The 17,732-nt window shown below is 68.1% G+C and carries 20 protein-coding genes; 6 read left to right on the top strand and 14 right to left on the bottom strand.

All coding sequences use genetic code 11. From position 1 onward, the window contains the following. Window positions 1-9: 9 nt before the first annotated feature. Window positions 10-906: a TIGR02266 family protein gene (locus VFZ09_RS31875; RefSeq protein ID WP_329731486.1), complete on the bottom strand. Its 897-nt coding sequence runs from the start codon at window positions 904-906 to the stop codon at window positions 10-12. Between the two features lie 461 nt (window positions 907-1,367). Here VFZ09_RS31875 and VFZ09_RS31880 point away from each other — a divergent pair, with 461 nt between their 5' ends. Next, complete coding sequence (locus tag VFZ09_RS31880; RefSeq protein WP_329731487.1) at window positions 1,368-1,754, top strand: hypothetical protein; 387 nt, start codon at window positions 1,368-1,370, stop codon at window positions 1,752-1,754. A gap of 8 nt (window positions 1,755-1,762) precedes the next feature. On the opposite strand, the gene VFZ09_RS31885 is transcribed toward VFZ09_RS31880, so the two are convergent. Beyond that, window positions 1,763-3,115, bottom strand: a complete 1,353-nt coding sequence (locus tag VFZ09_RS31885; protein ID WP_329731488.1) for an RtcB family protein — start codon at window positions 3,113-3,115, stop codon at window positions 1,763-1,765. A 197-nt stretch (window positions 3,116-3,312) separates the two neighbouring features. Here VFZ09_RS31885 and VFZ09_RS31890 point away from each other — a divergent pair, with 197 nt between their 5' ends. Further along, on the top strand, window positions 3,313-3,600 hold the full coding sequence (locus VFZ09_RS31890) for a hypothetical protein (protein ID WP_329731489.1): 288 nt from the start codon (window positions 3,313-3,315) through the stop codon (window positions 3,598-3,600). 15 nt (window positions 3,601-3,615) lie between these two features. On the opposite strand, the gene VFZ09_RS31895 is transcribed toward VFZ09_RS31890, so the two are convergent. Continuing rightward, complete coding sequence (locus tag VFZ09_RS31895) at window positions 3,616-3,744, bottom strand: hypothetical protein (protein WP_329731490.1); 129 nt, start codon at window positions 3,742-3,744, stop codon at window positions 3,616-3,618. Between VFZ09_RS31895 and VFZ09_RS51755 the strand changes: the two genes are divergently transcribed. Next, window positions 3,728-3,859: a hypothetical protein gene (locus VFZ09_RS51755; RefSeq protein ID WP_414640769.1), complete on the top strand. Its 132-nt coding sequence runs from the start codon at window positions 3,728-3,730 to the stop codon at window positions 3,857-3,859. The two genes, VFZ09_RS31895 and VFZ09_RS51755, sit on opposite strands and share 17 nt — an antisense overlap. Here VFZ09_RS51755 and VFZ09_RS31900 read toward each other — a convergent pair. Next, window positions 3,825-4,472 carry a hypothetical protein gene (locus VFZ09_RS31900; RefSeq protein ID WP_329731574.1) on the bottom strand — a complete coding sequence of 216 codons (648 nt, stop codon included), beginning with the start codon at window positions 4,470-4,472 and terminating at the stop codon, window positions 3,825-3,827. The genes VFZ09_RS51755 and VFZ09_RS31900 overlap by 35 nt on opposite strands. 190 nt (window positions 4,473-4,662) lie before the next feature. Here VFZ09_RS31900 and VFZ09_RS31905 point away from each other — a divergent pair, with 190 nt between their 5' ends. Together VFZ09_RS31905 and VFZ09_RS31910 are read left to right on the top strand one after the other, a co-directional pair. Next, window positions 4,663-5,448 (top strand): pilus assembly protein N-terminal domain-containing protein, encoded by a 786-nt coding sequence (locus VFZ09_RS31905; protein ID WP_329731491.1) that lies wholly within the window; start codon window positions 4,663-4,665, stop codon window positions 5,446-5,448. Window positions 5,449-5,521: 73 nt separating this feature from the next. Continuing rightward, a complete protein-coding gene (locus tag VFZ09_RS31910; RefSeq protein ID WP_329731492.1) occupies window positions 5,522-6,118 on the top strand; it encodes a DUF2059 domain-containing protein in 597 nt (198 codons plus the stop codon). A 34-nt stretch (window positions 6,119-6,152) separates the two neighbouring features. On the opposite strand, the gene VFZ09_RS31915 is transcribed toward VFZ09_RS31910, so the two are convergent. The 9 genes from VFZ09_RS31915 to VFZ09_RS31955 form a co-directional block, all read right to left on the bottom strand. Further along, window positions 6,153-6,989: a hypothetical protein gene (locus tag VFZ09_RS31915; RefSeq protein WP_329731493.1), complete on the bottom strand. Its 837-nt coding sequence runs from the start codon at window positions 6,987-6,989 to the stop codon at window positions 6,153-6,155. Then, window positions 6,982-8,415, bottom strand: coding sequence for a dGTP triphosphohydrolase (dgt, locus tag VFZ09_RS31920; RefSeq protein WP_329731494.1), 1,434 nt, complete (start codon window positions 8,413-8,415; stop codon window positions 6,982-6,984). Before dgt ends, VFZ09_RS31915 begins: the two co-directional genes overlap by 8 nt. A gap of 178 nt (window positions 8,416-8,593) precedes the next feature. After that, window positions 8,594-9,052 carry a PaaI family thioesterase gene (locus VFZ09_RS31925; protein ID WP_329731495.1) on the bottom strand — a complete coding sequence of 153 codons (459 nt, stop codon included), beginning with the start codon at window positions 9,050-9,052 and terminating at the stop codon, window positions 8,594-8,596. A 3-nt stretch (window positions 9,053-9,055) separates the two neighbouring features. Further along, a complete protein-coding gene (locus VFZ09_RS31930; protein WP_329731496.1) occupies window positions 9,056-9,508 on the bottom strand; it encodes a PaaI family thioesterase in 453 nt (150 codons plus the stop codon). Window positions 9,509-9,528: 20 nt separating this feature from the next. Next, window positions 9,529-10,461 (bottom strand): tetratricopeptide repeat protein, encoded by a 933-nt coding sequence (locus tag VFZ09_RS31935; protein ID WP_329731497.1) that lies wholly within the window; start codon window positions 10,459-10,461, stop codon window positions 9,529-9,531. 4 nt (window positions 10,462-10,465) lie between these two features. Then, a complete protein-coding gene (locus VFZ09_RS31940; protein ID WP_329731498.1) occupies window positions 10,466-10,942 on the bottom strand; it encodes a hypothetical protein in 477 nt (158 codons plus the stop codon). Window positions 10,943-10,944: 2 nt separating this feature from the next. Next, entirely contained in the window at window positions 10,945-12,294 is a 1,350-nt protein-coding gene (locus tag VFZ09_RS31945; RefSeq protein ID WP_329731499.1) for an ATP-binding protein, read from the bottom strand. A gap of 107 nt (window positions 12,295-12,401) precedes the next feature. After that, entirely contained in the window at window positions 12,402-13,196 is a 795-nt protein-coding gene (locus VFZ09_RS31950; protein ID WP_329731500.1) for a double-CXXCG motif protein, read from the bottom strand. Then, the gene (locus VFZ09_RS31955) at window positions 13,153-13,869 is read right to left on the bottom strand and encodes a TIGR02269 family lipoprotein (protein WP_329731501.1); all 717 of its coding nucleotides are present in this window, start codon (window positions 13,867-13,869) and stop codon (window positions 13,153-13,155) included. Before VFZ09_RS31955 ends, VFZ09_RS31950 begins: the two co-directional genes overlap by 44 nt. Window positions 13,870-13,949: 80 nt before the next feature. Between VFZ09_RS31955 and VFZ09_RS31960 the strand changes: the two genes are divergently transcribed. Further along, the gene (locus VFZ09_RS31960; RefSeq protein ID WP_329731502.1) at window positions 13,950-16,916 is read left to right on the top strand and encodes a tetratricopeptide repeat protein; all 2,967 of its coding nucleotides are present in this window, start codon (window positions 13,950-13,952) and stop codon (window positions 16,914-16,916) included. A 40-nt stretch (window positions 16,917-16,956) separates the two neighbouring features. On the opposite strand, the gene VFZ09_RS31965 is transcribed toward VFZ09_RS31960, so the two are convergent. Continuing rightward, window positions 16,957-17,682 carry a double-CXXCG motif protein gene (locus VFZ09_RS31965; protein WP_329731503.1) on the bottom strand — a complete coding sequence of 242 codons (726 nt, stop codon included), beginning with the start codon at window positions 17,680-17,682 and terminating at the stop codon, window positions 16,957-16,959. Window positions 17,683-17,732: the final 50 nt, after the last annotated feature.

The following is a 17,732-nucleotide window of genomic DNA, read 5'->3' on the forward strand; positions in this document are numbered from 1 at the left end:
GGACGGGGCTCAGTCCGGGAAGAACATCGGCTCGCGCGTGGCCACGAAGTCCGAGATGACCTCGCTCACCTCCGGCGGCAGGTAGCTGAACTTCACGCCCAGCCCCGGCATCAGCTCGGGCGTCTTGTCGTTCACCTCGCGCGTCCAGCGCACCACCCCCGTCACCGTCATCGACCGCGTCCCCGGCAACAGCACGTCCAGGTCCACCGTCGTCCCTCTCGGCACCGACTGCACCGTCGCCACGAAGATGCCGCCCTCGGTGATGTTCGTGGTGAAGCCCGTGAAGAAGTTCGAGTCGCTCCGCTGGTCGATCGCCGCCACCATCCGCGGCCGCGACCTCGCTCCCTGCGGATGGGGGTCCAGCTGCGTCGTGTTCCCCTGCGCCTTCGCCGGGCGCGCCGCCGCCCTCGCCGGGGGTGCCTCGCGCGCGCGTTGGGCCCGCTCCGCCGCCTCGCGCTCACGCTGCGCCCGCGCCGCCGCCTCCGCCGACCGCTTCAGCCCCGCTTCCGCCTCGGCCAGCTCCTGCTGCGCCCGCACGTTGAGCTGCTGCAGCGAGTTCAGCGTCCGCTGTGAGTCCTCCACCGCCCGGCGCCGGGCCTCCAGCGCCTCGCTCCGAGACGCCAGGGCCTGCTCCCGCGCCTCCTCCGTGATGCCCGTGTGCACCGACGCCGATTCGAGCCGCGTGCCCGCCCCGCGCACGTGCTCGTCTCCCGGGCGCTCGGCCATCAGCCGCTCCACCTGCTGTCTCAGCTCCATCAGCCGGCGCGAGAGCGTCTCGGCTTCCGTCGCGGCCCGCGTCAGTTGCTCCCCGAGCTTCGCCTCCTGACTGGCCAGCTCGGACTCGGCGCGCGCGAGCTCGGTCTCACGCGAGGGCGGATGGGTGGGGGCGGGGGACGGCGCGTTCATCTCGGCCGTCCATTCTAGCGCTCCTCCCGGGGACCGACGAGTCCGCCGCGCCCTCCTCCCACCCCGCGCGTATGGGCTTCCTCGTACCCCGGGTGTCTCCCCTGGCGCATGACCCGGCGCGTCGCGTGGCTCGTGACGCGGTCAGGTGACGCCATGCCGTGCCGCGCCAGAGCATGAGGCTGCAATTTTCGGCGAGACATTGAAAGGGAGACACGGAAAACGGGTGAGCCCTTTTTCCGGCTCTCACGACTGTATCTGTTTGATATGGGCAGACTTCCGTCTGTCCGAGAGGAAAACCTCACATTTCCGGCGTCTGGGATATGTCTTTTCCCGCGAGCCCCTTATCATGTGCTCGCAGGGTGATGGACGGCACCGGCCGCGCTGTCACGCCGCACCAGGGGGGCGCTCGAGGGACGCGCAAACGCAAGACGTGGGCAGTTCACTCCACCCAGGGAGGAAAAATGGACGCTCGGCAGATCGCGGCGGGGATGACGATGCTGGCCAACGAGGATGTGGCGGTCCAGGCGGGCCGTCTGCGTGGCGAGCGCCGCCGCAGGATTCGCCAGGCCCGGCACCACCTGGACGCCACCTACGAGAGCATCGCCGAGCGCAATGCCGCGCTCGCCGCCGCCTGTGGGGCGTGCACCTGTTTCGGAGCGCCGGACTGCCTCGACTGCGGCGGAGAGGGCAAGCCCGGCTGGCAGCGGCCGGATGAGAGCCTGTTCCGCCAGTACGTGGCCCCCGTCCTCGAGCAGCTCGGCGTCCATCTGGAGGACGAGGCGCCCCACCACGCCTCCCTGCGCGCCCTGTCCTGGGCCGACGCCTCCGCCCAGAGCGCCAGCTTGTAAGCGCGGGCTCAGTCCGCTCCCTTGATGCAGGCGATGGGCTTGAGGCGCTTGTCCACCTTCGCCAGGCCCGCCATCTCCACCGTGTCCAGCACGTCGTCCAGGTTCTTGTAGCAGGGCCCGGACTCGTCCAGCGGCGTCGTCCGCGTGTTCAGCAGGATGCCCGCTTCCGCCATGCGCCGGTCCGTCTCGGACTGGTTCAGCACCCGCCTCGCCTCGCCTCGCGACAGCCTCCGCCCCGAGCCGTGGTTCACCGAGTAGATGGACTGCTCGGCCCCCTCCTGCGCGAAGAGGATGGCGCTGCCCGTCTCCATCGAGCCCGGAATCAGGATGGGGTGCCCCGTCTTCTCCCACTGCGTCTTGCGCAGCGCCGGGTGCCCGCCCGGGAACGCCCGCGTCGCGCCCTTGCGCGCCACGAACTTCCCCGCCTCCTTCTGGATGAGGTTGTGGGAAATCTCGTAATAGATGTCCGCCGTCCCGCCGAACACCTCCTCGAGCGCCGCGCACACCGCCTCGCCGATGATGAGCCGGTTGGCCACCGCGAAGTTGGCCGCCATGTTGTGCAGGTTCCAGTACTCGCGCCCCAGCCGGCTCTCCGCGTCCAGCCAGATGAAGTCCTCGCTGCGCTTGCTCAGCCCCAGCGCCGCCGCGCCCTCCACGAAGTAGTGCTTCGCGATGTTCCACCCGAAGCCCCGGCTCCCCGTGTGCAACATCACCCACACGCGGCCGTCCTCGTCCAGCTGCATCTCCGTGAAGTGGTTGCCGCCTCCGAGGCTCCCCAGCTGGTCCCTCTTGCCGTAGGCCCGCTCGGGGATGTCCACCCGGTCATCCTCCACCGGGATGAAGTCGCGCTCCGTCGTGGACGCGTTGCGGCCCAGCGCCTTGGCCCCGTGGCGCACCACCTCGGCGAACGTGCGCGCGTTGATGCTCCGCTGCTTCTGCACCCGCGAGGCTCCCACGCCCACCGCGATCCGCTTCGTCACCTCGTCGATCCACTGGCGGCGCTTGGCCTTGTCGGCCACGTCCTCGGCCGTCAGCGTCGTCTTGAGCTGCACCATGCCGCAGCCGATGTCGTAGCCGGCGGCGGTGGGCAGCAGGATGCCGTCCGTCTCCACCACCGTGCCGATGGGCACGCCGTAGCCGAGGTGACAGTCCGGCGTCACCGCCACCCGCGTCACGCCCGGGAAGGACGCCGCGTTGACCACTTGATCGAAGACACCTTCCTCCAACCCCGGCAGCTCGGGGCCCTCGCCCCACAGCAGCTTGTCCGAGAGGAACAGGTGCGCATCCACGCGCATCGTCTTCGTCTTGGGCAGGACGAAGTGGCCCTCGGCGACCTTCTCCAACCTTTGTGTCCAGCTCATGGCCTTTTCCCCCTGGATGGGTTCAACCGCTGGGAGCGACGGACGCTTCCTCTGGAAGCTGACGAACAGAGGGGGCGGCCGGGCTTGCGACCGGTCAACGGCTGGCGGCTCGCGGGTGTCATCCACAGTGTGCCCGCAGTTGCCCCTTCACTGAAGAATTCCCATTCCTATTCCTGGAGCTTCAAGGGGGTAGGGAGATGGGGATTCTCGGTGCGTTGCTGGTGGCGGTGACGGTGAACGCGGGGCCGGTGGAGGTGAAGACGGCGCCGGTGTTCAACCCGTCGGTGTGCAGCAAGAAGCGCGTGGACGCGTGTGGATGCCACCACGTCTACGGCGTGCGTCACTGCCACCCCAAGCGCAGGAGCGAGCACTGTGAGGCCATGGTGCGGGCCTCCGAGCCCTCCAAGCCCACCTGGGAGGAGCTGCTCTCCCACGAGCCGGAGCCCGCCACCGGGCAGGAGCCGGTGGACTTCGCCGCCCTGTAACCCGGGGCCCCGCATTCAGTCTCGCGGGTGGGGCGGGTAGAGTCCCGCTCCATGCGCGGCCGGCCTGGGCGCGGGCACCACCGCCGCGTCCACCCGCGCCGGTGTCCCCCAGCTCGTCGTTCCCCACATGTTGGACCCGTTCATGAACGCGCACTCCGTGCGCACCGCTGGCATCGGCCTGTCGCTCTCCCGCAATCGGCTCGGGGTGGAGCGGGACGAGGGGCTCACTCCTCGGCCGTCACCGTCACTTCCAACGTGAACTCCCGAGACATCACCCGCTCGAGGTCATCCACCTCGTAGGCCGTCAGCGGCGTGCGCGAGGAGATGACCACCCAGCGCGTCCCCGGCGCCGCTCGCAGGGCGAGGGTGTTTCCCGACAGCCGGCGCACCTCGGCCGGAGAGGGCAGGGGCGCCGCGGGCACGGCCGGTGCCGGTGGCAGGGCGAGACGGCCCGGGACGTTCGCCTGCCGCGTGTGCAGCTCCACCATGTCCCGCTTGTGCTCGGGGATGCGCGAGGGCGGCGGCACCGCCGGAGGCACGTGCACCGCCTGGCGCGCCGCGTTCCCCGTCGACAGCCGCTCCAGCGCCCGCGCCACCTCGTTGTCCCTCGGGTCCAGCTCCAGCGCCACCTTCAACGCCGCCCGCGCCCTCGCCTCGCACCCCAGCTGCAGCAACAGCTGCGCCGCCGTCCGGTACGAGCTGATCGCCTTCTGCCTGTCTCCCGCACGCCTCCACGCCTCGGCGTGGCGCACGTACAGGTGCGGATCCCTCGGCTCCAGCTCCAGCAGCTTCCCGTAGGTGCGCGCGCACTCGGCGAACTTCCGCCGCGAGTACAACTCCAGCGCCTGCTCCTTCAGCTCCCGCACACCCATCACCACCCCCACCACCGCCCCGAGTCCCACTCCGCCAGAGATCAGTCCCTGGCCTCACAAGCATGGGCCGTGCCGGAGGGACACGGCGCTCCACACCGGGGGAATTCCAGCGCCCCCGGGTTCAAACCGCCTTCCCAGTCCCTGTAAGAAAGGAGGGGAGCGCCGTTCCACCCTGTAAATCCCGGCCCCCATGTCCCAGCCCTCGCCGCTCGCCCGGTTGCTCGCCTCCGCCCGCGCGGCGTGGCCCCGGGTGCGGCTCGAGGACGCCGTCTTCCTGCGCTACCTCGCCGAGCGCCTCGCCCCCGCCTCCGTCGCCCGCGTGCACCCCCGGTGGCTTCCCGTGGCGGCGCGCGCCTGCGACACTCCCGACGCGATGTCCCTGGAATCGAGGTTCCGCGCGCCGGACGGGTGCCCGGACGAGAATGTGCTCGCGGGTTTCGCCTCGGGCGCGCTGTCCCACGAGGACACGCCGCGCCTGGAGCAACACCTGGACGGGTGCGCCGCGTGCCGGGCCCTGGTGGCGGCCGAGGCCTCGCGGCCCGGGGACAGCCACGCCCGCGCCGGCCTGGACACGGGCACGCCCACGCCGCCCATGCACCCCGGAGCGCTCCCGCTGGAGCCGGGGGCGCACGTGGGCCGCTACGCGGGGCCCCGCTGGCTTCCGGTGGTGACGGGGGTGGCCGGGCTGGGGCTGGTGCTCGCGGGGGCGGACGTCGTGGTGTGGAAGTCGCGGACACCGGAGGAGGTGCCGGCGCGGGAGGCCATGCCCGTGGCGCTGATGCCGGGCACACCCGTGGAGCTCGAGATTCCCGGGATGGTGCGCGTGGCGGTGGGCGCCCCGGACGTGGTGGAGGTGAAGGTGCTGGACGGGGACAAGGTCCAGCTCCTGCCCCTCGAGACGGGCACCACCACGATGCGGGTGTGGACGCGGGACGGTACCCGCCGGACGTACAACGTGTCCGTGGGCCCCTACTGAGCGGGCCCCCCCTTTACGGGCGCGTGGGCGGGGGGACTATCGTGGGAGTCCACTCGTCGCGGAGGGCTGCGCGTTGCGCTCCATCAATCCCCTGGCGTCCTGGCGGTGGTGTCTCCTCGCGGTCCTCGCGGTGGGCTGCGCGCACTCGAGCACCGGCCCCGCGGCCGGGACTCCGGAGCCGGCGCCTCGCGCCGAGGCCACGCCCGTGGACACCAACACCGCGGAGGCCCGGGCGCTGGTGGACCAGATGTTCGGCCCCGAGGAGCAGGCCACGCGGCGCAAGCAGCGGAAGGTGCGCCGGCTGATGGCGCTCACCGGGGCCGAGGACACCGGCCAGCAGATGCTGGAGATGATGACGAGCCACTTCTCCCAGTCCGCGAGCCTCCCGCCGGGCTTCCTGGAGAAGTTCCGCGAGGTGGCCCGGGAGGAGTCCATCGTGGACCTGCTGGTGCCGGTGTACATGAAGCACTTCTCCGAGGAGGACCTGGACGCGGCCATCTCCTTCCACGAGTCCCCCGCCGGCAAGCGCTTCCTCGCGGCCCAGCCCCGGGTGCTGCAGGAGGCGAAGGAGGTGGGCGAGGAGTGGGGTGTACGGCTCGCGGAGAAGGCGCTGCGGGCGCTCGCGGAGGAGGAGGCCCGGCCCGCGAGCCACGCGGGTCAGGAGTTGTAGGCTGTTGGGCCCGATACCTGCTTCACTGATGTTTCTACCCGTAGACCTCGTCAGATGTTGCGGCTTCGCTCCACCGTGAGCGCAGGTCGAGTTGTCGCTCGCGTGGCAACGCGATGGGATGGACCTTCATGCTCCCCGCCTGCTCTCGTATCAAGTTGGAGAGCAGGTGCAATTCATGGCGGTCGAGCCGAACACGACCGTAGTGCGACCTCTGGACGGCCTCGAGCTCCTCGAACGGAATCCGGCTCGCATGGTGGAGGATGAACCGCACCAATCGGGGGCCTAGTGAAAAATGAAGCCGCTTGGCCGTCAGGAGCGCCCTGATGACGCAGAGGGCGGGAAAGGGATTGTCCTCCAGGTTGATCTCTACCTGCCGCTCTTGAATGCCACGGAAGAATCCCTGCGAGTACACCGTGCGGGGTCGGCCTGGTTGTGCCTGGAATTCAGCGGTGATGGCTTCGACGTTCAGGAACGTCGTCCGCGGGAGGTCCGCGAAGTCACACCCATGGACCAGCCCTTCGCGGAAGGCCCAGGTCGAGTCCAGCGTCCAGATATCGACTGGCAGCTTTTGGATGAGCAGGTGGAGACCACCGAATCGGTTGACCCGCACCACTTTCTGTCCGAAGGCGGACTTCAGCGCCTCTGTTGTCGTACCCGCGACGACGAGATCTAGATCTCGTGGGATGGTGGTGGGGGAGAGCGCGAGCAGATCCCTCAGCGTTCCGCCGAAGACGAAGACCGTCCAGTTCTGCCCTTGGGATGTTTCCAGCAAGGCACGAAGGGCTGGGCGCCACGGGGAGGCCCGATGGATGAATGAACTCAGCCTCCGGCGAAGGAGGGCCTCGAGCTGTCGGTTCTCCGCGCTATCCATTGGTGATCTCTGCGTGGAGCTTGCAGGCGAACGTGTCCGTCATGCCGCACACGTAGTCCGTTACCAACTGGAACTGGTGATACCGGATAGGGAGCTTCGAGGACTTGAGCACGTTTTCGAAAACGGCACGGTAGTTGTGCGAGAGAAGGTTGTAGATTTTTCCCTCGAACTTCCTGGCGAATTTTTGAGGATCGGGTGGGGGATGGCCGAAGCTCGAGGCCCCTTCCCAGAAAATGTCCATCAGGTCGTGTATGACCCGACGGCCCAGGACTTCCAACCGGAGGGTCTGGTCCGCGCGGTAGATGTGGCGGCGCCCGACCTCCTTGCATGCATCAATGAGCCCCTTCGCCGCGCTGTCCGAGATGAGTTCTCCAGGATAGCTGCCACTCATGATGGCATCGTAGTTCGCGTCGAAGGACTGAATCACGGCTTCCTTGGTCGTGGCGATGACGACCGTCCTGAACAGCTGGGCTCGCGCCTCGTCGAGCGCCTTCCCGCTGAGCTCCAGACCGGGTTCTCCTTGGATATAGTCGGATGCGTCTTTCAGGTGTTTCTCGATGAGGGCTCTTGTCTCCGAGGAGCTGGATTCTGCTTTCAATGCCTGCTCAAGCGCCTGCCAACTGATGACACCTTTCTTGATGCCGTCTTCGATGTCTACCGTGGCATAGATGGTATCGTCACAGGCTTCGACCAGATAGGCGATGGGATTGCGTGCGGTGCCCGTTCCTGTCTGCTCGCGAATGATATCGACGACGTCCTGCTCGGAAGCGAAATGGCCGGGCTTTTCCTTCTCGTGGGGCACCTTGCTCATTTCATGGGATGCAGCCGTGTACTTCATGGCCGCCGAGAGGGTGCCAACGGTCAGATTGAGCCCGTGTCGGTCCGCGAGCAGTTGGAGCTTGGAGACGATCCGCAAAGTTTGAGCATTGCCCTCGAACTCCAGGAAGTCACCGCGAAGCTGGGCCGCCTGGGGGTGCTCGTCGAGCGCTTTGAAGAAGGCCGGCTCCTGCTTGAGCTTCTTCTTGAACCAGCTGCTGATCGCTCGCTCTCCCGCGTGTCCGAATGGAGGGTTTCCGATGTCGTGGAGCAACCCACAGGTGGCGGCAATGGCTTCGATGCCGAAGGCCTGGTCCTGAGAGATGAGCTTTCTGTCGACAAGCCGTTGAACGACGGCTCGGACGACACCGCGGGTGAGTGTGGAGACCTCGAGGGAGTGGGTGAGCCGCGTCCGCACGGCGTCGTTGGGTTCCAACGGAAAGACCTGGGTCTTGTCCTGGAGACGCCGCAGCGGTGTGGAGAAGACGGTCCGGTCGTAGTCGCGGTCGAACTCGGTGCGGACATCCTGGGCTGCACGCGTCGATGCCCGGCCCCCTCGGAGTTCCCGGATGCGCTTCGTACACAGCAGCTTGTTCCAATCGAGAGCCATGCCCCGATACCTCGCTTCTTCGTTCTTGAGCAACAACTCGACGCCACCCTATGGCTTCGGGAAGGGGAGGCGCATCATAGAGTCCACCTCCGTCAGAAGCCCCTTCCTGGCGACGGGAGTCGTCATGCAGATGGCATGCCGCTGGAGATGTCGTCCATGATCGGGACTTCTGTGGCCCTCACGACAACAGGAACAGGGCATTGGCGCTGGCGATGGGGCGGGAGCGGTCCTCCTGCCAGGCCTGCACCTGCAGGTTGGCCACGCGCCGGCCGAGCCGGGTGAGGGTGGCCTTGGCCAGCGTGTCCTGGGGCCGGCCCGAGCGCAGGAAGTCCACGGTGATGCTGATGATTTTGGGCACGCGGTCCGTCTGGGTGCGGAGCAGCAGCTCGAAGATGGCGGCGGACTCGAGCAGGCCGCCGAGCGTGCCACCGTGCAGCGCGGGGATGGAGCTGTTGCCGATGAGCATGGGGGCGTAGCGCATGCGGCACAGCACCTCGCCGGTGGTGTTCTCCACGCCGATGCCGAGGAAGCGCGTGTAGGGGATGACCTCGGCGAGCAGGGGGTACTCACCCGTGAGGCGCACCTGGCGCAGGATGTTGGCGATGCGGGGCGAGGGGCCCGGGGGCGTGCTGTCCATGGCTCAGTCCTCCACGATGATGAAGGTGCCCTGCGCCGAGGCCACCGGGTTGGACGCGTCTCCATGGTGCGCGAGCGCTCGCACGAAGGCCACCGCGCGCGTGAGCTTGTAGCACTCGGCGCGGGCCAGCAGATCCTTGCCGGGCGTGGCCGGGTGCAGGTAGTCGATTCGCAGGTCCAACGTGGCGATGCGCGCCATGCGCGCCATCTTCATGAAGACGGAGAGGCCACACGTGGCGTCGATGAGCGTCGTCACCGCGCCGCCGTGCAGCACGCCCGTCTCGGGGTTGCCCACCAGCTTCTCCGCGTAGGGCAGCCGCATGGTGGCCTCCGACACCCCGAGGTCCACCACGCTCAGCCCCAGCTCGTGGTTGTGCGGGACGGAGTCGCGGAGGAAGCCGTTGATGAGCTCCATCATCTGCCGCCGGTCATCGGGGAACGTGTCGTCGCTCGCCATGCGGAAGGTGGATAGCAGGCTCAGAAGCGGGGATCCAACCGCACCGAGTCCAACTCCTGGCGCACCATGCGCTGGAAGAGGGCGGGGCCCACCCACGTGTACAGGGCGAGCCCCAGCCAGACGAGCTGGATGATGCCGGCCAGCCCGGGCTGGCCCAGGTCCTCCGCGGCCAGGGTGGCGAAGCGGTAGGCCACGTAGGCGCCGAGCAGCACGAGCGTGCTCTTGCCGTCGCCCAGCGAGCCCATGAACATCGCATAGCGCCACCACACGCCGAGCAGCCGGCTCTGGCGCGCCTTGATGCTGGCCAGCAGCCGCAGCGAGCCCTCGTCGGTGGCGTCCTGGCGCAGGGCCCACAGCGCGTGCTCGCGCGCGTCCTCGATGCGGCCCTGGCGCAGGTACACCTGCCCCATGAGCACCAGCCCGTCCTGGAGCTCGGGCTGGGCGGAGAGCGCGTCGCGGGCCCACTGCAGGGCGTGCTTCACGTCCCCGCGCTCCAGCGCGTCCCAGCCCAGGGCCACCAGCGTGGCCGGGTCGTTGGGATTCAGGGAGTGGGCCCGCTGCAGCACCTCGCGCTTGCGCTCCTTCTTGCCCGTCAGCTCGAGGAACCGCGCCTGGAGCAGGAGGTTCGGCGTGTCATCGGGCTCCAGCTCCAGCAGGTGGGTGAGGTGCTGCTCGGCGTCCTGGAAGCGGCGGCGTGCCATGGCCACCGAGGCCGCGGCGTAGTGGGCCAGGGGCAGCAAGGCCTCCAGCGAGAGGGCGAGGCCGGCCTCGTGCTCGGCGGCGTGCGGACGCTTGAGGGCCAGCAGCACCAGGGACAACAGGGCATGCGCCTCGGAGTCCTCGGGGTCCTCGGCGAGGGCGCGGCGCAGCGTCTCCAGCGCGCCCCGGTTCTCCCCGCGGCTGATTTGCACCCGCGCGTAGTGGAGCCATTGGGAGGAGGGAAGGTCACTCATGGCATCACCCGAGCAGTGTCAGCAGCAACCGGTTGCCACCGATGAGCGCCATGAGGACGCGCGGGCCGAGGAAGATGCTGGCCACCAGGACGAGCGCCCCGTTGCGCACCACGCCGCCGTAGTACTCGTGCAGCGCGAAGCCGCGCTGCTGGAGGTTGAAGAGCACGTAACCCACGGCGAGCTTCCACACGGTGATGCCCACCCCGGCGTAGGGCGCGGACGCCGCCGTCAGCACCTCGAGCCTCACCAGGGTGCCGAGCAGCAGGATCAGCAGCAGCGTCATGGGGACCAGCAGCACCGCGAGTGCCGTCTCCTTGCGGCGCGTGGTGCTGCCCATGGCGAAGCCGTTGAAGATGAACCACGGAACCCCGAGCCACGCGCCCCCCATCATGAGGGACAGCAGGGGGAACACGGGGTTGACGACCAGGTGCCCCAGGGTACCGGGGCGAGGCTCGTCCAGGATGCGGTAGGTGGCGCTCATGCTCAGGACTTCCCGTGGGCCTGGAGGAAGGCCAGCACCTCGTCGTACTGGCCGGCGTCATTGGCGTAGCGCGCGTAGTTGCGCGCGGTGGTGAGCCACTCCAGCGCGGTGGGCTTCACCTCCTTGAGGGCGCCCTTGAGGTCCGCCGAGGTGATGGGCGCCTCGTTGCCCTGCTCGAGCGAGCGCTCGATGGCGGCGTCGCTGGCCGTCTCCACCACGTTGGACAGGTCCGCGCCGGAGAAGGTGCTGGTGTTCTTCACCACGAAGCCGAGGTCGAGGTGGGAGTCCTGGGGACGGTCCTCGAGCAGGAGCTTGAGAATCTCCTCGCGCGCCACGGCGTCCGGCGGAGGGACGAAGAGGACGCGGTCGAAGCGGCCGGGACGGCGGAAGGCCGGGTCGATGGCCCAGGGCGTGTTGGTGGCACCGAGAATCAGCACCCCGGCGTTGTTCTGCGCGAAGCCATCCATCTCCGCGAGGAACTGGCTGACGAGCTTGGAGCTGGTGCCCTCACGGCTGAACTGGCGCTTGGCGGCGAGCGCCTCGAGCTCGTCGAAGAAGAGGACGGCGGGAGTCGTCTGACGGGCCTTCTCGAAGAGGGCGTGCAGTTTGCGCTCCGACTCGCCGATGTACATGTCGAGGATGTCGGAGATGGCGATGTTGTAGAAGGTGGCGCCGCACTCGCCGGCGGTGGCGCGGGCCAGGAGCGTCTTGCCGCAGCCGGGAGGACCATAGAGGAGGATGCCGCCGCCGGCCTTCTTCCGGAAGCGCTCGAAGAGGCCAGGCTTCTGGAAGGGGAGGATGATGCGCTTGCGGATCTGCTTCTTGATGTCCTCGAGGCCGCCCACGTCGGCGAAGGTGAGGGGAGGCTGGGGAGGGGCGAGGACACGGTCCACCTCGTTGGAGGTGGTGTCGTCGTTGGAGATGACGCGCAGACGCGGGCCGCCGGGCGAGGAGGGCTGCACATCGCGCACGGAGGCGGTGAGCTGGGAGAGGAGGTCGCGGTCCTCGAGGGTGGGGTTGAGGGCGATGGCGCGCTGGTAGGCGGAGCGGGCCTCGTCCTTGCGGCCGAGCGCGGCGAGGGCGCGGGCGGAGAGGAGGGAGGCCTCGGGGGCGGGGTGGTGGGCGCAGAAGAGGAGGGCGCGCTCGTGCTCGCCGGTCTGGACGAGGGTGCGGGCGGCGTGGAGGCGGTCGGGCTCGGAGAAGAGGTCCGGGGCGTGGTCGCCGAGGATGGCGCGGGCCTGGGGGACTTCGTTGCGATCGAGGTGGGCCTTGAGGACGAGTCCGCGCAGGGGCGCGTTGTCGGGGCTCGCGGCGAGCGCGGCCTTGAGGGAGGCGAGCGTGGTGTCATCCATGGCGGGAGGGAACGTCTCACAGCCCCGAGGTCCCCTTCAAATGCGAAGGCACGGGGGAGTACACGGAGCGTCCGGCCCCTCACCGCCGGTGTGGCCCGGCGTCCGGCTCAGCGGACCTCCAGCGCCTTGAAGACGACGCCGTCCAGCTCCAGGCGGCGCACCGCGTCCACCAGACGCTCGTTGGCGATGATGAGCGTGGAGGCGTCGGCCAACCGGAAGATGTCCACGTACTCCGGTAGCGAGGTGGCGTCGAGCAGATATGGGTCTGGGACGCTGTGGCCCATGGCGACACCACAGGTGGGGCATGGCGGATGCGGTGGTGGCAGGCAGGCCGGGTGGAAGCGCCCGTGGAGTTCGAGCTGGATGTCTCGCAGGTCGGGGGCGTGCTTGGTGCGGAACCGCACCTGGGTGGGGCAGCCGGTGAGGCCCCGGACACCCGCGCTCTGCAACTTCTCCAGGGCCTCACGGCGCATGCACAGGGACCAGGGATTCTGCATGACGAGCTGGCCGAAATAGCCCAGGCCACTTCCCTGCAGTGGGCCGAAGCGCGCTCCCGATGTCAGCACGGCGTAGGGCGGCGCCAGGGGGCGTACCAGCTCGCGCAGCCGGATGAACTCCTCACGCGGGAGGGGCCAGGAGTCCACCAGCGTTTCCTGGTCCTCGGGGGGCAGCGCTGACAGATCCACACAAGGGTATTGTCCCATCGTATACGGCTCTGGCTGCAAATCACAGACAGGACAGCGTTCCACACCGGGCAGCCCCCACTTGTGGGCTGCGTTCAGGTTGCCCGTGTAGCGTGGCGACGGGTCTCTTTCGAGTTGGTAGTATTTCATGTGTCCGAGTCTCAGGCCCCCAAGGTCAAGGGGCGAGGAGCTGGGGGCCGGGCGCAGGCACCGGAGCATGATATGGCCGAATGGGACCAGCGATGTCGAAGCGGAGGGCCAGCTCGAAGGCCTTGCGGATCAGGACCTCCCGAGACACGTCGCCTGGATTGGCCATCATGAATTGCTGCCAGGCTTGGTTCCATGGGCCGCCATTCGCACCGCGGTGGATGCGCAGGTGGACTTGTTCCGGGATGAGCATCGTCCACTCGTGGATGTTGATGCCGCGGTTCTTGAACCACGTTCTGAGTTCCTGCGCCTGGGGAAAAAGGTGGTGCTTGATCAGCGTGCCTTCGAGCCGCGGAAAGGCAGGGATGTAACCCTGGCGGTAGCGAAAGTGGAAGGTCATGCGGGGCCGGGCGTCCTCCCGAAGCCCCGCGCGTCTCCAGTTGCGGTGATTGCTTGGGGCACGAAAAGCCGGGCGAGGAAATCGCGCCAGCTCCGCACCATGCACCAGGGGTCCTTGTGTGAGCGCCTCCGGGTCCACGTCCTCGCAGTCGAAGAAGGCGCATTCGCCCTCTTCACAGGCGAGCACGACGCACTGGTCGGCATCCGCGTCGTCGCAGGAGGTGGTCTCCTCAGTCCCGGTGCCTTCCCGGGCACCCAAAGCGGGTGAGGTGGCGCACGAGGCCAACAGCAGAAGCGCGGAGAGCAACAGCGGCAGCACGGGTCGGGGCTGGATGAGTCGGGTCATGGGGCGCCGAGTCTACGGGGTACAACGGCGGGGTGGCATGACGATCAGGCGCTGGTAACCTCACCCTCCGGGGAGAGTGCATGGCCAGGGTCACGGAAAGCGACATTCTTCGGCAGATGGCCGTTCGCGAGGAGCCCGGAGTCTACGTCCTCGGGTGCTTCGAGCGGCGCATCACCCTCTACACGCAGCAGGTCCGCGCGCTCAACCTCATCCACTCGCTCTTCGTCGAGGAGCGGTTGAAGGAGGGCGCGAAGCTGGCGGTCATCGGCGGAGGCGCGGCCGGGCTCACGGCCGCGGCGGGGGCCGCCATCCGGGGAGCGAAGGTCACTGTGTTCGAACAGGCGAGCGACCTGCTGGCCATGTTCCGCAACAACCGCCAACGCTGGCTCCACCCCCACCTCTACGATTGGCCCGAGGAGGGCTCGGAGGAGCCGCAGGCGAATCTTCCCGTGCTCGATTGGACGGCGGACCTCGCGGGCAACGTGGCGGAGCGGCTCCTCGCGCAGTGGCAACCGCTGGTGCAGCGCCATGGCATCGAGGTCCACACGCGCGTTCGGCGGCTCCAGATCCACCCCGGGTCCAGCACTCCACGCCAGCTCGCGTGGAACACGGACTCCTTCGATGAGGGGGATTTCGACACCGTCATCCTGGCCGTGGGCTTCGGTACGGAGAGAACGTTGGAGGGGGCTCCATCCCGGTCCTACTGGGAGGACGACAACCTGGACCGCCTCCTTCACGCGTCGGGCACGTCCAAGCGCTACCTCATCTCGGGCACGGGAGATGGGGGATTGATCGATCTGCTCCGCGTCCGCCTCCGGGACTTCCGTCACGAGCGCATCATCCAGAGATACCTGGGGGAGACGTCGCTGGGAGCGGTGAGAACGGAGTTGCTGACGCTGGAGGAGGAGTTCCGCCAGGAGCGGCTCCAGGAGCGGGACTTCTTCAAGAAGTACAAGGAGCTTCCTGTTCCCAAGGAACTCGACGAGCGCCTGCGAGAGGACCTGCGGGGAGACACCACGGCAGTCCTCAACGGCAGGGATGTGTTTCCGCTCAGCGCGGGAGCCAGCATCCTCAACCGTTTCCTGACCTCACGGCTGATGAGGTTGGGCGGGGTGCGCTACGAGTCGGGAACGCTCTCCGTGAAGCGCGCCGAGAAGACGGAGTCCTACGCGGCTTCCTTCCTCGACGAGAACAAGCATCCGAAGCATGTCGAGGAGTTCGACGACATCATCGTGAGGCATGGCCCCGAGCCGGCGCTCGAGCGCTCCTTCGATTCCATCTGGAAGAAGGCGGGTGCGAGGATGCGTGAGCTCGCGGAACTGGACCAGACCCGGAGGCCGCTCTTCAGAGCGGAGGACTTCGCCAAGGCTCCGAGCGGTGCCCGCCCGCGCACTCCCGCCGCGCCCGTGAACAGGAGCACACCGACGGCGGCGCCCTCTCGAGGGGACTGTTTCGGCCGGGAGGAACTGACGCGTCAGCTCGTGGAGGAGGTCCTGGCGGAAGAGCCCCGGCCGACGATGGTGCTCGGTCCTCCGGGCATTGGAAAGAGCACCCTCACGCGCCAGGCGTACCACCACCCCGAGGTGGCCCGGCGGTACGGGAACCGGCGCTACTTCGTCCGGCTCGATGGCGCCACCTCGCGGGAGTGGGTGGTCAGCGCCGTGGCCGCCGTTCTCGGCATCGGTTCGGAGCCCCGGCTCTGGGACGCGGTGAAGCACTCGCTCCAAGCGGCTCCGGCGTTGCTGGTCCTCGATAATCTCGAGACCCCCTGGCACGAGGACCGCTCGGGGACGGAAGCGTTGCTGGCCGAGCTGGGCGCTGTTGCCGGGCTGGCGCTGGTCGGCTCGGTGCGAGGGGGGGAGCGTCCCTATGTGCCCCGCGGCCGTCCTCCCCTCGAGGTGACGCGGCTCGATGACACGTCCGCGCTCGACCTCTTCTGCTCCATCGCCTCGAAGGTCGACCGGAAGGAGCCTCTGCTCGAGTCTCTGCTCCGAGCGCAGGAGGGGCTTCCCCTCGCCATCAAGCTGCTCGCGTTCGCAGCGGAAGGGGCGTCACTCGAGAACACCTGGGCACTCTGGCGGACGGAGCGCGCGGCGCTCTACGAGAGGCCCGGGGGCTCCGACAGGGAGTCCAGCCTCTCGGTGTCGCTTGAGGTCTCCATCAAGGGGCCCCGCATGACGAACGAGGCCCGGCGGCTGTTGTCCTTGTTGGCGCTCCTGCCCGGAGGTGTGGCCCAGGGAGACCTGGAGCGATTGCTGCCGGGCGTGGCCCATGGCGCCGCGCAGGTGCTGGCCAAGGTGGGACTTGCCTTCTTCGAGCAGGGACGGATTCGCATGCTGGCGCCCATTCGGGAGTACGTGCGGCGCTTACGCCCTCCAGGGGCGGAGGAGCGCGAGCGTGTGCTCAACCATTACCTTGGAGTGTCACGGGAACATGGAGGGAGGCTGGGCCGCATGGGAGGCGGCGAGGCGTCGATGCTCCTCATGACCGAGTTCGCGAACATCGAAGGACTCATTGAGGAGGAACTGGATGGCAAGAAGGCCACGGATGCCATGGACGCGGCCATTGCCTTGTCGGAATTCATGCGTTTCTCGGGACATGGCACGTCGCGCGTATTGCAGCGTGCCAGCGCGGTAGCGCGGCTCAAAGGGGAGGCGGGACGTGAAGCCAACTGCATCCAGAGCCTGGGAGACATCGCGCTGGTGCGCTCGCAGCATGAGGAGGCGCGCAGGAGGTACGAGGAGGCGCTGCCGCTCTTCGAGCAGGAAGGAGACGTGCAAGGGCGGGCCAACTGCATCAGGAGTCTGGGAGACATCGCGCTAGCGCGCTCGCCGCATGAGGCTAGAGATCTTTTCGAGCAGGCTCTTTCCCTCTACATGCTCATTCCCGAGCCCTACTCCATCGGGCAGACACATCGGCGACTCGCCAGAATCGCTCCCAGTGCTGAGGCCCGTCGTCGCCACATCATCGCCGCACGACAGGCCTGGGAAAGCATTGATCGTCCAGATCTCGTCCAAGAACTGCACGACGAGTTGGGTGATGGATGAAGAGCCGTTTCATCACGGCCGGCGCGGTCCAGTGTCCCGCTCAGCGGACCTCCAGCGCCTTGAAGACGACGCCGTCCAGCTCCAGACGGCACACTGCGTCCACCATGCGCTCGTTGGCGATGATGAGCGTGGTGGCGTCGGCCAGCCGGAAGATGTCCACATGTTGTGGGAGTGACGAGGCGTCTAGCAGATACGGATCCGGGACACTGTGGCCCATGGCGACGCCACAGGTGGGGCATGGCGGATTCGGGGGAGGCAGGCAGTCCGGGTGGAAGCGCCCGTGGAGTTCGAGCTGGATGTCTCGCAGGTCGGGGGCGTGTCTGGTGCGGAACCTCACCTGGGTGGGGCAGCCGGTGAGGCCCCGGACACCCGCGCCCTGCAATTGCTCCAGGGCCTCGCGGCGCATGCAGAGGGACCAGGGGTTCTGCATGACGAGCTGGCCGAAGTAGCCCAGGCCACTTCCCCGCAGCGGGCCGAACGCCGCTCCTGATTCCAGTACGGCGTAGGGAGGCGCCAGGGGACGCACCAACTCGCGTCGCCGGATGAACTCCTCTCGCGGGACGGGCCAGGCATCCAACAGCTTCTCCTGGTCCTCGGGCGGCAGACCCGACAGGTCCACGCACGGGTACTGGGCCATTGTTCCCCCCTCTGGTTGTAAACCGCAGACAGGGCAGGGCTCCACACCGGGCAGCGCCCACTGATGTGAGGCGTTCAGGTTGCCCGTGTAGCGGGGAGACGGGTCTCTCCCCAGTTCGTAGAATTTCATGCAGTCGAGTCTCGAGAGCTTTGCCCCGCTGTGCGCGCCCCGGGCCGTGA

The sequence above is a fragment of the Archangium sp. genome (genome assembly GCF_036277355.1).
GTDB lineage: Bacteria > Myxococcota > Myxococcia > Myxococcales > Myxococcaceae > Archangium.